Here is a 16,052-nt window from a genome sequence, read left to right on the forward strand (position 1 = left end):
GCTAGATCGTCGTCCCGTCAGGCGTCATCTGCCCGACCCGCCGTTGACGGACCTCGCGAAGGAAGTCCTCCGGCGGCATAAAGAATGGATTCTGTTGCAAAATGCCGCCAATGACGATCATCGGATGTGTCCGCATCATGTCGACGACCGTATCCCCGCCAAACTTTGCCAAGTCGTACACGCAGATAACCGCGTCATCGTGACGGAACCATACGTCGTTTACTCGCGCTTCAAACTCGACCAGGTCGTCAATATGCGACCTCACCTCAGCGGCCCAATCCATGTGGCAGACAATGCGACTGAGCGGAAATCCACTCCCGGCGTTGCCGCTAGCCAGCATTTCAAACACCTCCAGCATCCGGTCTTGATCGAACCGGCCGTCCCGCAGGTAGGCTTCGGTGTTGGTGCGAAACTCAAGCTGGCCGTTTTGCTCCGCGGCCGCCGTGTCGATGCCTGCCGTTCTTAATCGGTGCAAATGCCTGCAACGCTCGCCTGGATTTACAATGTGAATGATTTTGTCGCCGCATGCGAAACCATCCTCCATGAAGGGAAGCAACACACGAAAGGCTTCATCATCGCCGTTGAAAAATGCACAGGCACGGCGCGTTTCCCCAAGTTGGGATCCCGCAAAAGAAATGGGGGCCGCAGTCTTCTTCATGAGCGTCGTCGCCTAGCCGAATGTGCCTGCCTCGCAGTCATAGATGCACGCGGCCGATACGAACGTCTATTATGCGTTGGTGTCGATTTTGACTGAGAGATCGAGACGCTCGAGGTGAAAAGGGCTTGCCTTATGACGCCTACCGAGGTTCGGGCGCTAGCGCGGAGTGAGGAACGGGCACTGCTGCAGGGCGGGCTGTCGGAAGACCATCCGTAGCCAGGACGCGATGACCGCGAGCCGGGCTAAATCGGACACAGAACCAGAAACAGCATTGGTCGCGAGGCGGACCGGCTCATGAGTGACGTCAGCTTCGGGCGGTCAGCGCATGACTGCATTGATCGCATCGAGCAGCGCAGTATCCGTAAATGGCTTCAGCAGGCATTCGATTGTCCCGCTTTGGCGCAGACGACGACAAAATTGCTCGTCGCCATGGGCCGTAATAAAAACGATTGGTATCTGCCGGCCTTGTTGCGTCAGCTCGCGTTGGAGCTCAATTCCGGACATGCCCGGCATTGCGATGTCGAGGACCAGGCACTTGGTTCGATCGATTAGTTTCGAAGCAAGGAATTCTTCCGCAGAGGAAAATGCCTCCGCTCCGTGACCAAACATGCCAATCAGGTCGGGCAGCGCCTCACGCACGGATTCATCATCGTCGACAACAGCGATAATTGCGCGTTCTATCATTATGCACTTCCGATATTATCCGCCAAACTCGGCGGCACGTCCCTAAACCTGTTCGCCGAAATTCTCATCCTCCGCGAAATAAACGCAAGCCAGGATGAAGAGGCAGAGTGCGTCAGGCCAAAACGCTCCGGCATCCGCACGTCGATGCTGATGCCGGCCGCCGCGCCAGCTTGATAACCCAGTCGTGCCCGCGATCGCCCCAGTGTAATATGCGTAAAATCGAGACCGCATCTGGCAATAATCTTGTTTAGCAATTGGCCGGCAACTCGATCAAGGTCGGCAGGTAGGACGCACAGGATAGCAAGATTGCCTATATCTGTGAGGCGGCGGAGCTGACGCTCTCTGTTCTCAGCCAGGAGAGCGCCGGATGTCATCATTACCTTGCAGTTTGCTTCGAGAGCTCATTGATAAGCCGTATCGCCTGTACTGACGTCCTCACGAAAATCCCCGGAACGAACGGACTCCACCCCCCGCCACAGGCCAAAGTGCCCCCACTCGTTCCGAAAATCCATAGCACCTTGGTATCGACCGGGACTTTTCCATACTCTTGGATTGGTGAGTCGACACCAAGGCATAATGGACCACCGCAGCGAGTGGGTGCACACTTGCGGGCGCGCGTGCACGCCAGCATCTTGGGAGGGGGAGCACATGAATACGACAGGGCACGAACACGATACGTCGCCGGCAGGGGGTCTTTCGGAGATCACGGTCTAATATGGGACGTCAACGCGAGGGTGTTAGCGCGGAAACTGAGCGTCTGAACCGGTGCATGAATAACCTGGCCAGGTTGGTTGAGGTTCCGACTTTGCTGAGCGGCAACATTGTTTCCGAAGTCGTTTGCAAATTGCTCGATACGCTCATGGATATGCTTCGGCTCGATTTTGCTTACGTCCGACTGAACCAACCGGCGCACGAGGCGCCCGTCGAAGTGGCCCGTGCGGGCCAGGAGTTTTCCGTCTCGCCCCAAGCGATCATCAGCCAGTTTCAAGGGCTCACCGATGTTGACCTGGCTAACTGGCCATCGCCGAAAAGCTTTCAAGGAGACGCTCATATATCGATCGTGGCCTTGCGGCTGGGGATGCTGGCCAACATCGGAGTTTTGTTTGCAGGGTCACGAAGAGCCGATTTTCCACTGCGGACCGACAGCCTCGTTCTCAACGTAGCCGCAAACCAAGCAGGCGTAAGGTTACAGGAGTTGCAACTGTCGAGTGACCGGAAACGTCTGGCCAAGAAAGCCAATGAGATCGCGGAAGGGGAGCCATCAGAAGTGGCCGTCCGCGAAAGCGAAGACAGTGCCAAACTGATAGCGGACAGCATTCCGGCTGGGATCGCGGTTCTGACACCGACCGGCGAGATCGAAGCCGTAAACAGCTATATCGCTGGATACTTCGGCAAACCTCAAGATGAGCTAAAGCGATGGGAGACCGCGGAAACGGTTCATCCTGCGGATCTTCAGCGTGTCGTCGACTCTTTCAAACATTCGATAAAGGCCGGGAAGCCATATGAACTCGAGACGCGACTTCTCGGCGCCGATGGCAAATATCGCTGGTTTCAGATTAGGGGGCTTCCACTCCGGGATCGAAATGGGCGCATCATGCGCTGGTACGCTCTGCACATCGATATCGACGAGAGGAAGCGGGCCGAAGAAGCACTGCGGGAGAGCGAGGTCAATCTCCGTAAGATCATCAATACGATCCCCACATCCGCATGGTCTACCCTGCCGGACGGGTATTGCGACTTCCTCAACGACCGCTGGCTCGATTATGCGGGGTTCACAGCGGAACAGGCGGAGGGATGGGCTTGGGCGGCTGCCATTCATCCCGACGATGTGAGTGGGCTGGCCGAATATTGGAAATCGTGCCTCGCATCCGGCACACCGGTCTATGTGGAAGCGCGCATTCGTCGTTTCGACGGAGAATACCGCTGGTTCCTGTTCCTCGCCAACCCGTTGCGCGATGAATCGGGTACCATCATCAGATGGTACGGAACAAATGTCGACATAGAAGATCGCAAACGGGCAGACCAAGCGCTGCGGGATAGCGAAGTCAATCTCCGCAAGATCATCAACACGATTCCGACGTCGGCATGGTCGACCCTGCCGGACGGGTATTGCGATTTCCTCAATGATCGCTGGCTCGACTACGCGGGTTTTACCGCCGAACAGGCGGAGGGCTGGGCCTGGGCGGCCGCGATTCATCCAGATGATGCCAGTGGTCTGGCTGAGTATTGGAAGTCATGCCTCGCATCCGGCACACCGGTCTACACGGAAGCCCGTATTCGGCGCTTCGACGGAGAGTATCGCTGGTTTCTATTTCTGGCCAACCCGTTGCGCGATGAATCCGGTGCCATCATCAGATGGTACGGGACGAATGTCGACATAGAGGACCGCAAACGAGCGGACCAGGCACTGCGCGAGAGTGAGCGCAACCTGAGACAGATCATCAACACGATTCCGACGGCTATATGGTCTACCCGTCCGGACGGGTACTGCGACTTCCTTCACGATCGCTGGCTTGACTTCACCGGTCTGTCGATGGAGCAGGCGGAGGGCTGGGGTTGGCGAGTTGCAATCCATCCAGATGACTATGACGCGCTTGAGCGATTTTGGACGGCATCTCTCACATCAGGCACTTCGGGTGAAACCGAAGCGCGTATGCGACGTTTCGATGGCGAGTACCGTTGGTTCCTGTTTCTCGGCGACACGTTGCGCGACGAAGCCGGAAACATCATCAGGTGGTATGGAACGAACGTTGAGATCGACGATCGAAAACGCGCCGAGCAGGCGCTGGCCGAGAGTGAGCGCCAATCACGGCTTATCGTGAACACAATTCCGGGTCTGGTGGCTATTTTCAATGCAGACGGAGAACCGGAAAGTCTCAACAAGCAGTTCCTCGAATACCTTGGCCAGACACTAGAAGAATTTGCAAACTGGGCAGCCAACGGCACGGTCCATCCAGATGATCTGAAGCGCCACATCGACGCTCTCACGCGAGCGCTCGAGACTAGTCGAGAGATCGACTTTGAAACCCGGCTCCGACGGTTCGATGGCGTCTATCGCTGGTTCCAGCTCCGAGGCCAACCACTTCGAGCCAGCGATGGATGCATTGTCCGATGGTATGTCCTGATGACCGACATCGACGATCGCAAACGCGCCGAAGAAGAGCTCCGGCGCAGCGAGGCGTTTCTAGCCGAGGGCCAGAACCTCGCCCGAATCGGGAGTTTTTCCTGGGATGTTTCGAAAGCGGAGATAGTGTGGTCGGAGCAGCTCTATCGAATCTTTGATCTGCAGCCGGGCCTGCATGTGACGCTCCAACTGATCGGAAGCCGCTTCCATCCCGAGGACATGCCAATGCTGGGGGATATGATTGAACGGGCGGGACGCGGAGAGGACGACCTGGAATACCGGCACCGGATCATCACGTCCGACCGATCCATGAAACACCTGCACCTGATTGCGCATGGCATGCGAAACTCGAATGGTGGGATGGAGTACATTGGCGCGATCCTCGACGTCACACAACGCTGGCTCTCTGAGGAAGCGCTAGAGAAGGTGCGAACAGAGCTTGGACTGGCTATGCGGATCATGAGCCTAGGCGCCCTGACCGCTTCTATCGCGCACGAGGTCAACCAGCCAATCGCGGGGATCATCACCAACGCCGGGACATGTTTGCGAATGCTGGCCGACGACCCACCAAATATAGATGGCGCTCGCGAAACGGCGCGCCGGACCATCCGCGACGGCAATCGTGCAGCCGACGTGATAAAGCGACTGCGTGCGCTCTTTAGCAAGCAAGCGGCCGTCGTGGAGCCCGTGGATCTGAATGAGGCGATCCGCGAAGTGATTGCACTATCTTCGGGAGAGCTTGAGCGGAGCAGCGTGTCACTTCGTACTAAACTTGCCATCGGACTCCCAATGGCGGCTGGCGACCGTGTCCAGCTTCAACAGGTCATTATGAACCTGCTGCGCAATGCAGTGGACGCCCTAATGACCGTCAATGATCGCCCAAGGCGGGTGGTCATCGCGACCGAGCTTGGCGAAGACGGCAATATCCAACTTTCCGTGCAAGATACCGGTATTGGCTTCGGCGCTCAGGACATGGAGCAGATTTTTGAAGCTTTTTACACCACTAAAGCCGAGGGCATGGGGATAGGGCTTTCGGTTAGTCGCTCAATCGTTGAGAACCATCACGGCCGTATTTGGGCAGAGGCGAATGGCGGGCCAGGCGCAACTTTTTACTTTTCAGTTCCCGAATTCCTGGAGAACCGGACATCTCAGAATGCCGGACTCGTGCCAACGCCATGCGGCGGCGGCACCGGCACGCAGCGGGGCTTTTAACCACTAGGTACGGCCGTGGTCTTGCATGGATCGACTGAGATGCGACCGATGTCCGCGAGGATACTTAAAGTGCCGCTTCAAGGATCGCCATATTCTCTTCCACGGTGCCGCCACTTACCCCAACGCCGCCAATCGCCTCACCCTCGCTGATAAGCGGTGCCCCGCCTGCAATCGCACAAAACTTCCCTTGGGGATTCCATAGTGGCGGTCGCCATATCATCCAATGGTATTGGCAACACTATCGTATAAATGGATTTTATCTCCCTCCTGCATTTGTAATCTCTTTGCCCATTCGCCTGGTGGTTTGAATTTTGACTGACAATCAGCGAGGATGAATATGCGGTCCGATGTCATTCCCGGGTCTGTTTTTCCGAACTACGAGCTTTCGGATCACACCGCTGCAAGGCGAACGCTTTCCGAGTTACAGGGAGGCGACCCCCTGGTCCTCGTTCTCGGCAGGGGTGGCTATTGTCCCAGGGACCGCCGGCAGGCTGAAGGGCTGGTCCAGCTCCATCGTGAAATGGAAGTGGGTTACTGCCGGCTTGTCACCATCACCACGGACAATCTTCTGGAGACGAACGAATATCGCTCTGGGGTTGGCGCCCATTGGCCTTTTCTCTCGGACCCGCGGCGCGTTGTACAGCAGGACCTCGATATTGCCGAGTACACGGATCCCGCTCACAACCCCATGATCCCTCACGTTATCGTCATGGAGCCGGGGCTTGTCGTCTACAAGATCTACAATGGGTATTGGTTCTTCGGGAGACCCACCGTGGAAGAACTCAGACAGGACATGCGAACGGTGACCATGAAGTGCCGGCCGGATTGGGACATCACCACGCCGGACCTTCGGGACGCGTGGCAGGCGGGTCGTAAGGAACTGTTCTACCCCTACGGAAAGACTCGCGCTCAAACGCTTCGCGAACAGGAATGATTTTGAAGATTGTCCGCGCGTATGGGGGTCGGACGCTCTGTCCGCCGCTCAATCGCTGGTCACCACTCCAGTCGCCCTGACCGCTTTCCAGCCGGCCACCACATGCTCGATAACGTGGATCGGCTGGCCGCAACTGAGCCTCCACGACGCGTACGCCAAGGGCGCCGCGAGCAAATTAATTGCCAATGAAGTGGCTCAATTCAGAAAGCACAAGCTACCCCATCGCTCGCCGCTTGACGCTCACTTGATCAGAGATTGGACCGAGAACCGGCCGCAACGACCAGTATACACCCATCTGGAAAAACAAGCGCCCGCCCCACCTGTGGCGGGGGCGGGCCGCAGCGCCGACCTCCCCTGAAGTCAGGGGAGCGGACAAGTCTCCACGGGCAGGGTCAGGCGCTACGCAACGACCCAAACGCGGCCCGAAGTTCGTTGGCGAAAACCTGCGGCTGTTCCCAGGCCGCGAAATGACCTCCCTTTGGGAGACGGTTGTAGTAGATCAGCTTGGGATACGCCTTCTCGGTCCAGCTCCGCGGCGCCGTGTAGATCTCGTCCGGGAACGCACTCACGGCGGTGGGTAGCGGCACGCCTTTCGGCGCGAAGAAGGCCAGCTTGCTTTCCCAGTAGAGGCGCGCCGACGAGACTGCGGTGTTGGTCAGCCAATAGAGCGCGATGTTGTCGACGACGTCTTCCTTGGACAGACCCTCGGACTTCCCGTCGAAGACGCGGGCGATCAGGTCGTAGCTACGTGCATCGTGGTCGAGCATCCAGGCTGCCAGCCCGATCGGCGAGTCGGCCAGTGCGTACAGCGTCTGTGGCCGGTTCGCCATCTCTTGAGCGTAGGCCAACCCATGCTTCCAAAAGAAGTCGAGCTGATCCCAGGCGTAGCGTTCGTCGGTCGACAAACCGGACGGCGCAGGCCCGCCCGCCGCGAGCGCACTCGACACTTCATCCGGCAAGGTGGCCGGCATGTTCGTGTGGATGCCGACGAGACCCGGCGGCGTCTGCAGGGCCATCTGCTCGGTGACAGCATTTCCCCAATCGCCGCCTTGCGCCACATACCGCGTGTACCCGAGGCGGACCATCAGCTCGCCCCATGCCCGCGCGATCCGGATCGGATCCCAGCCGGGTGCCGTCGGCTTCCCCGAAAAGCCGTGCCCCGGCAGCGAGGGGATCACCAGGTCGAAGGCGTCAGCAGCGCTGCCTCCGTGGGCAGTCGGATCGGTCAGGGGGCCGATGATCTTCAACTGCTCGATGATCGAACCCGGCCACCCATGGGTGACAATCGCCGGCAGCGCGTTGGCATGCTTGGAGCGGACGTGGATGAAGTGGATGTCCAGCCCGTCGATTTCGGTAACAAACTGCGGCAGGCCGTTGAGGTAGGCCTCGCATTTACGCCAGTCGTATTCAGTCTCCCAGTAGTGTGCCAGTGCCTGCATTGTCGCGAGCCGAACGCCTTGGGTGGTGTCGTTCACCGTCTCGCGCTCGGGCCAGCGCACGGCTTTCAGACGCTGCTTGAGGTCGACCAGGTCCGCGTCCGCAACGTGGATCTGGAACGGGCGGATGGCGGCAGATGTACCGCTCGTTGAAACGCTCTCGGCGAACCCCGCCGAGGTAATCATTGCAATAGCCCCCGCGGCGGATGCCGCGAGGACTTCCCGACGGGTGGACATCGAAGACATTGGTGACATCTGTACCTCCTCATGACTTGGCCAAAGCTGCTCGCATCGAGACAACACCAATCCATCAGGCCAGTAAGTTCCTGTCGGCTCTATTGAACGTTGGTATCGCCGATACCTAGGTATGCTTCCGCGTCAAACGCATCTCACCGCAACGCCCAGGCTCTGACACGTGACCTCGAGGTTGATGCGTGAGGAGCTTGCGGCGGACGGCGCCAAGGGTGGGCGCACCCCCGCTCTCCGTCGGTACAATGGTATCGGCGATACCTGGGTCCAATGGAGCCGGACTTCAGAGCCAAGCATGATGCAAAGCATTAAGAAATGGATTTTTCTCCGCTGGGGGGTGCTGTCCGCGATGGCTTGTTGGCTGGCCTGAAAGACACGGCTGCGGCAGGACTGCCCGCCGCTGCTTAGGGTTGGAATGCCCGAAAGCAAAACCTTCCCACCCTCTCAATCAAGCAAAGGTAGTAAGACGATGAGCACCATCACGGCCAAGGACGGTACCGAGATCTACTACAAGGACTGGGGTAAGGGCCCGGTTGTGACATTCTCGCACGGCTGGCCGTTGAATTCCGACGCCTGGGACGGCCAAATGCTCTTCCTCGCGCAGAACGGTTTCCGCGTGGTCGCGCACGACCGACGCGGCCATGGCAGGTCCAGCCAAGCCTCCACCGGCAACAACATGGACGGTTATGCCGACGATCTCGCCACCGTGATCGACACGCTGGACCTTCAGGACGCCACATTGGTCGGACATTCGACAGGAGGGGGTGAGGTCGCTCGCTATATCGGACGGCACGGGACAAAGCGCGTCGCCAAGGCAGTTCTTATCGCCGCCGTTCCGCCGATCATGCTCAAGACAGAGGCCAATCCAGAAGGACTGCCGATCGACGTGTTCGACGGCATTCGCGCTGGCCTCGTCAAGGACCGGTCGCAATACTACAAGGATCTGGCCGTCGCATTCTACGGCGCCAATCGGGAGGGCACGAACGTCTCGCAGGGCATGCTCGCCCAGTTCTGGCTCTGGAGCATGCAGGCCGGCCTGCTCAACGCCTACGAGAGCGTCAAGGCCTTCTCCGAGACCGACTTCTCCGAAGATCTGAAGAAATTCGATATCCCGACCCTGGTTCTGCACGGGGAAGACGATCAGATCGTCCCGGTAAAGGATTCGGCGCGGAAGTCGGCGAAGCTGATCAACGGCGCCAAGGACATCTACTACCCGGGGGCGCCTCACGGCATCACAGCCACGCATCAGGATCAAATTAACGCCGACCTGCTTGAGTTCATCTCGAATCATGATCGCGCGTCGTCGGCAATTCCGTGGAGGAGCCAATGACCATCTTTGGCAACCTTTCGCGGACCTTGAACCGCGTGTCGGGCGGCGCGCGAGGCCAGACGTTGTGCGCTCGCATAGCCGAGCGGTCGCCTGCATGCTGGTTCTGTCGGCTTATGTCACGGATTGTAGAGCCGAACCATCGCGCTATCGAGTTGGCGCGCTGGCATAGGCGCGGAACACGGGCCTCGGTACGGTTGCCGTACGAATAGCCACGGCTGCTAACGACAACGGAGCCTTTGCCGATGATTGGCGGGCTGGGTTCAGGCATCGATCGTCATCGAGGCAGGGAACCCGTCATCCTTTGAGGAAAGGGCATTTCTGGAATTCCTGGAGGCCTCTGGCCGCATTATGAGCGTTACGGCTGACACATTCGGTTGAGGTCTCCGAGGCCCCAGGATTGAAGTGAAATTTGAACCGTTAGTTCGCATGGCAGGTCTTCGGTGTGCCGAAGTTTGGCCTGCGGAAATTCGCAAATTAACTGTGGCGGTACTGTCAATCTAGCGGAGCACTCAGCCTTGAGCGGTCCTACGAACACTAGTCCCGATCCGGTCTCAACCCTTTCAGGACGCAGTGGCCACTTAGGAAAGTGGGCTTTCCTTGACGGAGAGCCTATGTCCTGAGTCCCCCACTGGCGCGAATTTCAGACTAGGACCTCATTATTTCCGTAGTTTCGACGGCCCCATTCAAAATGGCCCAGCCAGTCGGGTTCGCCTTTTTAGCGGGCCTGGGCCTCAGATGGGATCTCAAGCGGTTTTTCCCCGATTGGCAGCATCACGGAAAACACGGCGCCATGAGGTTTGTTCGGCGTTGCCCAGAGCCTGCCACCATGCGCGTCCACGATCGAGCGACAGATCGGCAATCCCATCCCCAAACCGTTGGACTTGGTCGTGTAAAACGCCTCAAAGATGCTCTCTGGGTTAGCCTGAGACAGACCCGGGCCCGTATCACTTACCGAGAGAAGGACGCCGCCTGACTCAGCCTTGCTGGTCCTGATCGTCAATTCGCGCAATCCCTGCTCAATCTCGCTCATGGCTTCAATGGCGTTCATGATCAAGTTCAGGATCACCTGTTGCAACTGGACTCTGTCCCCAAAAATGAGCGGCAGGCCCTCTGCCAGTTGCATCTTCTGAAAGACCCCTTTCTCTGACATCGGAATACGGGCTAGAGCCGCAATTTCCAAAATTGCTTCGTTGATTTCCAAGTCTTCCTTTCGAGCCGGCGCATTCTTGGAGAAGTCACGAATCCGGCTCACAATGTCACCGGTTCGCTTACCATCCCTGATAATCCGGTCGATCGCGTGCTTGACCCCTTCCAAATTTGGCGGCTGACGGCCGAGCAAGCGCATCGCGGTTCCAGCATTCATAAGCGTGGCAGCGATAGGTTGATTGACTTCGTGGACAATGGACGCGGCGAGTTGGCCCATCGTCGCCACGCGGTTGGCGTGCACCACCTCTGCCTCGGCGCGTTTTCGCTCCGTCAGGTCCAAGACGAAGGCCACGCCCTGATGTCGGAGTTCGTCGAAGGTGGCCCCACCCACAAGCACGGGCACCAGCTTGTTGTCACTCCGAAGAAGGTCCTTTTCGTAAGGTCTGCAGGTTCCAGTAGAAGCCATATCCGCCAAGGCGCGTTCGTCGGCTCCCCTCCATTCGGCCGGAGTCAAGGAGGTCCAGCGCAGGCTGCCGGAAATAACATCTTCACGGCTATACCCCACGATATGGAGAAAGGCCTCGTTAGCCTCCAGGATGGGACCGTCAAGATCAAAGATACATATTCCGATGATATTGGAGTCGACAAGGCGTCGAACCTTCGCCTCTCGTTCTTGGAGATCGCTATAGAGACGTGTGTTCTCAAGCGAGATCGCTGCTTGCGCGGCCAGCAGTTCCAGCACAGTAATTCGGGACGGTGTGAACGCGTGTGAAGTCAGCGCATTTTCAAGGAGGAGAATTCCGGTCAACTCCCCTTGTTTGATGAGCGGCACGCAGAGGATCGACTTCGATTGTCGGTGGCGCAGATAGTCATCAACGGAGAACAGGTTAGGTTTGGAGGCATCATCGAGAATCACGCTTTCCCGTGTACGGATGACGTAGCGGACGAGGGATTCTGGACAGGTAATCGGGGTGATCGGTTCTTGACGCATGATGACGTCGATCTGATCTGCGGTCGCTCGCGCCTCCGCTTGGATGAAATATTCATTCCCTGAGGGCAGGATCAAAAGGCCGCGATCCGCGCCTGCGTTCTCGATCAAGGTCTTCATCAGCCGCTCGATCAATCTAGGCAACTCGATCTCACTGGACAAAGCCTGACAGGCTACTACGACACTCGCAGCATCCAGATGTTGAACCGGTGAGCCAACGGCATCACGTTGCCCTTCCGGAGCTGCCAGGTGCGGATAAAGCCGATCGAGCTGCGCCGCCTTGCCGTGTGCGCCCCAGCGGAGATAGCAGCGCTGGGCCTTGCGCAGATGGGCATTGGCGGATGTCTCGGAGCCGCGCGCGTTGTAAAATCTGGCCGCCAACTCACAGGCCAAGCCCTCGTTCTGCACGAAACCTTGGTCGCGAGCCGAGCAAATAGCCTGCTCATAAAGCTGCATGGCCGCGGCGTCCCGTCCTTCAACACGGGCGATCTCCGCAGCCAGCAGGGCATGCTTGTCATCGAAAGTCGGTGGATAATTTTCTGTCCACTCGCTCAGTTGCTCCAGATGCAGCGCCAAGACATTATGCCATCCTCGCTTCTCGCCGGCGGAGGCGTTCTCATAGAGTGCGGACATCGTCAGCGCGGTGTAGTAGAAATAGTCGAGACGCTGGAAATGAACGGGTGCTGCCCAAAGCAGTTCTTTCGCCTTCTCGGCTGACGTGAGCGCCTCGACGTAGTCGCCCGACAAGAACCGGGCTTGTAACTTGAGGATCCAGTATAGGCACGCCGCCGTGGCCGTGCCATCAGCAGTGATTTGCGCTTCGAAGTTCGCTCCGTCAAACTGCGCATCACTGAACGTGGAGAAGGTTAAGGTACGGCCTTGCATGGTCGCAATGAAGTGTTGCTGAGCCACGATTACGTTAGCGACGTCATGGAACCGAGCTTTCCGGACAAAGTCCAGGCCCATTTCCGCCTCGCGCCAGACCGCGTCGAGCGGATCGCTCCGCATCAGAGAGTTGGTGATCGACTTGTCCATGCAGTAGCAGGCGACGGTCAGATCACCGGTATCGCTTGCTATGCGAAAGGCCGTTCGCAGAAGATCTGTCGAGGTTGCGATCGGTTGTGTCCAGACGGCGACTACTCCTTTCGCATGGTAGGCCTTCCCGCGGTACGCGACGAAGCTGTGCTTATCGACAAGTTCGCAGGCGAGCTCGGTGAATCGATAACCTTCGCTGTAACGGCGAAATACTGGTCCGAGGATTTGGCCAAGATCGGCATAGCCATGGGCGGATGCGCCGCTTGTTCCGTGCTCCATGGTCACCTTCCCCATCCGGCACGCGAGCAAACACCACAAATGGAAGTCAGTATGATAAGCTGGGGAGAGGAGCACTGACAGCACGTCCATCGCGGCCAGCATTTCTGGATCTGTCATCATTGGCAGGTCAATCAAGCTTTCGATCGGGCGCCCGCCGAGGGTCTGCCAGACCATCTTGTATTCGGCCTGGACCTGCGCCAGTGTTGGATGCGCCGCGACGTCAATGCCGAACAGTCGCAGGCAGGAGAGTGCGCTGTCGACTGCTTGGGCGTTTTCCGATTTCAGAGTATAGAGCAGGACTTTCAGACGGTAGGTGATTGCAAGATCGACTTTGGACGCCGCGCGTTGCGACAAATCCACCAACAATTGCTCGGTTTCTTCGAAATCGCCGATCAAAAAATTGCACTCTGCACGTTCGAACCAGAGGCTGAACGTTAGCTCGTACTGGCTGTCCCAGCTTTTTTCGTCGAGCATGGCCAGTCCGGCCGCTAGATACACGCCAGCAGACGCATAGGCAGCCGACGCTTTGGCCTTTCTCCCGGCCCGCAGGTTGAGCGTCGCCAGCTGGGCTTTCTCCAGCGGGTCGGTCAGCAGTCCAGCGCCTCGATTGAGCTGACCGACGACATTGAAGAGATGCTCGGCAACCTGATCACCCGACATGTTCGCCAGCAGCGTGCGGCCGATGAGTAGGTGGGTGTCAACGCGGAGCTCGTCGGGAATGAGCGAATAAACCGCCTGTTGAATTCGATCATGCAGGAACCTGTATGCGCCGTCCAGCTGATCGATGAGACCAGTGTAGACGGCTTCCCGGAGCGTCGCGTGCATTGCTTCCTCTGGTCCATTTTGTACCAGAGTTAGGGTGGCTATGTGGGCGACGTGGCCTATACAGGCGAGTTGTTTCAGCACTTCCAGGGTGGGCGGAGAAAGCCGCTTCAGCTTTTCCACCATGAGATCCACCACATTGTCGGTATAGCCCTTCGCATGGATACGATCGAGTTCCCAACGCCAGACTTGCGCAACGGGGTCAAACACCAGCAAACCCTCGTCGGCCAACTCCATCAAGAATTGGATTGCAAAGAATGGATTTCCGCCAGTTTTTTCCTGAACGAGCTGCGACAAAGGCCACGCGCGCTCGATGTCACACTGCATCGCACTCGCGGTAAGCTGACCGACATCGTTGAGACCGAGGGAAGCCAACATTATCTCACCCACCCTCGCATTTGCCTTTTTGATTGCATCCAGCGTTCGAAAAAGCAGGTGAGCGGGACCGACCTCGTCATCCCGATAGGCGCCAACCAGTAGAAGGTGCCGCACTTCCGGGTGCGTGATTAAATGCTCGATGAGGTCGAGCGTGGCCGTATCCAGCCACTGCAGATCATCGAGGAACAAGACGAGCGGATGATCCGGCTTGGCGAACGCACCAAGGAAGCGGCGGAACACCAACTTAAATAGATTCTGCGCTTCTTGGGGTGGCAGGTCGGAAACGGCCGGCTGTTTCCCGATGATGAACTCGACTTCGGGAACGAGGTTGACGATCAGCTGTCCGTGCGATCCAACCGCCTCAGTCAAGACACGCCGCCATTGGTCCACCTCCGCTTCGCTCTTGACGAGAATCTGCCGGACCAGAGTTTGGAAGGCCTGTGCGAGGGTTGAGTATGGGATATCCCGCTTGTATTGATCGAACTTGCCTGCTGCGAAAAGTCCGCGCGACGGGACAAGGACCTTATGCAATTCGCTTACCACGGAGGATTTGCCGACGCCGGAATAGCCGGATATCAGCACGAGTTCCGAGATGCCTTCGGCCAAGACGCGATCAAAGGACGCAAGCAGAGAGTCGATCTCACGTTCCCGCCCATAGAGCTGTTCCGGGATCATCAACTGGCCCGATGTGTCATGCGCCGCCAGCGGGAAGGGTTCAATGCGACCATGCAGCTGCCATTCCATCAGACAGCGGCGCAGGTCAGCCTCGACGCCCCCGGCGGTCTGATAGCGTTCCTCCGCGGTCTTCAGGAGAAGCTTCATCACGATTGACGACAGCACCTGCGGAATTTGGCTTACCCTCTCGCTGGGCGAGTCGGCGAGCCTCGCAATATGGCAGTGAACCCACTCCATCGGATCTGAAGCGGTGAACGGCAGCCGGCCGGTCAAGATTTCGTACAGCGTGATACCCAGAGAATAGAGATCACTCCGAGAGTCGATAGAACGGTTCATCCGTCCGGTCTGTTCGGGAGCCATGTACGGGAGTGATCCGGCGATAAATTCGGGCGCTTCAGGCGACTGACGCTGGCGGGGGAGCCGGGATGCGACCCCAAAGCCGGTAAGCCACACGTGACCGAAGTCGTCGACAAGCGCGTTCGCCGGGTTGATGTCCTTGTGGATGAGGCCTTGCCGGTGGACTTGGCCAAGCGCCGCTGTCATACCGATGGCTATGCGCAGGAAGCGGGGCAGATCGATCGGGTGTCCCTTGTGCTGCTCTATTGCCCGATCCAAGGGTTCACCGCCTGGATCCTGAAGAATGAGAAGCATTCGCCCTTGGTGACGAGTCATCGCGAGGGGCCGAGCCGCCCACGCTGGATCAAGCTCGCTCGCCAACGAGTATTCGTGCTCGAGCCGCCGGAGACTGTGAAGCGACGGCTGCTCAGCAGCGACCGCCACCGCTAAGATCGGTACCTGGTTGCCGCGCTCTATGCCGCGGTAGAGCGTGAACTCCGCCCCTTCGCGAAGCGGCTCCAATGCGTACTCCGAATCCTCAGCCATTGAGATTCTTGTTGCTCGGAGATTGAGCTCTTGCTCGGAAAGAGAAATTGGCCCGCGAAAATCCGCAAATCAAGTGGAACTCTGCTGTCAACCTAGCGGCTCAACCTTGAATGGCTTCCTTCAAGCACGAGCCGCGATCCGGTCTTGACCCTTTCAGCACGCGATGACCTCCTTGGAAGTGGGCTTTCCCTCGATCGAAGAACCTGATGTCTGCGATCCC

General features: G+C 58.1%; 9 protein-coding genes. 4 read left to right on the forward strand and 5 right to left on the reverse strand.

What is annotated here, in order from left to right:
* Position 1: 1 nt before the first annotated feature.
* Together ACVWWD_RS28065 and ACVWWD_RS28070 are read right to left on the reverse strand one after the other, a co-directional pair.
* Positions 2-658 (reverse strand): MEDS domain-containing protein, encoded by a 657-nt coding sequence (locus tag ACVWWD_RS28065; RefSeq protein ID WP_457103534.1) that lies wholly within the window; start codon positions 656-658, stop codon positions 2-4.
* A gap of 318 nt (positions 659-976) precedes the next feature.
* The gene (locus ACVWWD_RS28070; protein WP_031248355.1) at positions 977-1,342 is read right to left on the reverse strand and encodes a response regulator transcription factor; all 366 of its coding nucleotides are present in this window, start codon (positions 1,340-1,342) and stop codon (positions 977-979) included.
* On the opposite strand from ACVWWD_RS28070, the gene ACVWWD_RS28075 reads away from it, so the two are divergent.
* Entirely contained in the window at positions 1,256-1,516 is a 261-nt protein-coding gene (locus tag ACVWWD_RS28075) for a hypothetical protein (protein WP_023774406.1), read from the forward strand. The genes ACVWWD_RS28070 and ACVWWD_RS28075 overlap by 87 nt on opposite strands.
* Before the next feature lie 595 nt (positions 1,517-2,111).
* A complete protein-coding gene (locus ACVWWD_RS28080; RefSeq protein WP_051407698.1) occupies positions 2,112-5,678 on the forward strand; it encodes a PAS domain-containing protein in 3,567 nt (1,188 codons plus the stop codon).
* Positions 5,679-5,742: 64 nt separating this feature from the next.
* Here ACVWWD_RS28080 and ACVWWD_RS28085 read toward each other — a convergent pair whose 3' ends face one another.
* Complete coding sequence (locus tag ACVWWD_RS28085) at positions 5,743-5,898, reverse strand: heme-binding protein (protein ID WP_084569641.1); 156 nt, start codon at positions 5,896-5,898, stop codon at positions 5,743-5,745.
* Between the two features lie 117 nt (positions 5,899-6,015).
* On the opposite strand from ACVWWD_RS28085, the gene ACVWWD_RS28090 reads away from it, so the two are divergent.
* A complete protein-coding gene (locus ACVWWD_RS28090; RefSeq protein WP_031248359.1) occupies positions 6,016-6,612 on the forward strand; it encodes a redoxin domain-containing protein in 597 nt (198 codons plus the stop codon).
* 392 nt (positions 6,613-7,004) lie between these two features.
* Here ACVWWD_RS28090 and ACVWWD_RS28095 read toward each other — a convergent pair whose 3' ends face one another.
* Positions 7,005-8,303, reverse strand: coding sequence for an epoxide hydrolase family protein (locus tag ACVWWD_RS28095; RefSeq protein WP_352565841.1), 1,299 nt, complete (start codon positions 8,301-8,303; stop codon positions 7,005-7,007).
* A gap of 463 nt (positions 8,304-8,766) precedes the next feature.
* Between ACVWWD_RS28095 and ACVWWD_RS28100 the strand changes: the two genes are divergently transcribed.
* A complete protein-coding gene (locus ACVWWD_RS28100; RefSeq protein WP_023774410.1) occupies positions 8,767-9,627 on the forward strand; it encodes an alpha/beta fold hydrolase in 861 nt (286 codons plus the stop codon).
* A gap of 715 nt (positions 9,628-10,342) precedes the next feature.
* Here the strand turns inward: ACVWWD_RS28100 and ACVWWD_RS28105 are convergent.
* Complete coding sequence (locus ACVWWD_RS28105; protein ID WP_352565843.1) at positions 10,343-15,832, reverse strand: AAA family ATPase; 5,490 nt, start codon at positions 15,830-15,832, stop codon at positions 10,343-10,345.
* Positions 15,833-16,052: the final 220 nt, after the last annotated feature.

This window comes from Mesorhizobium sp. URHB0026 (assembly GCF_054059755.1).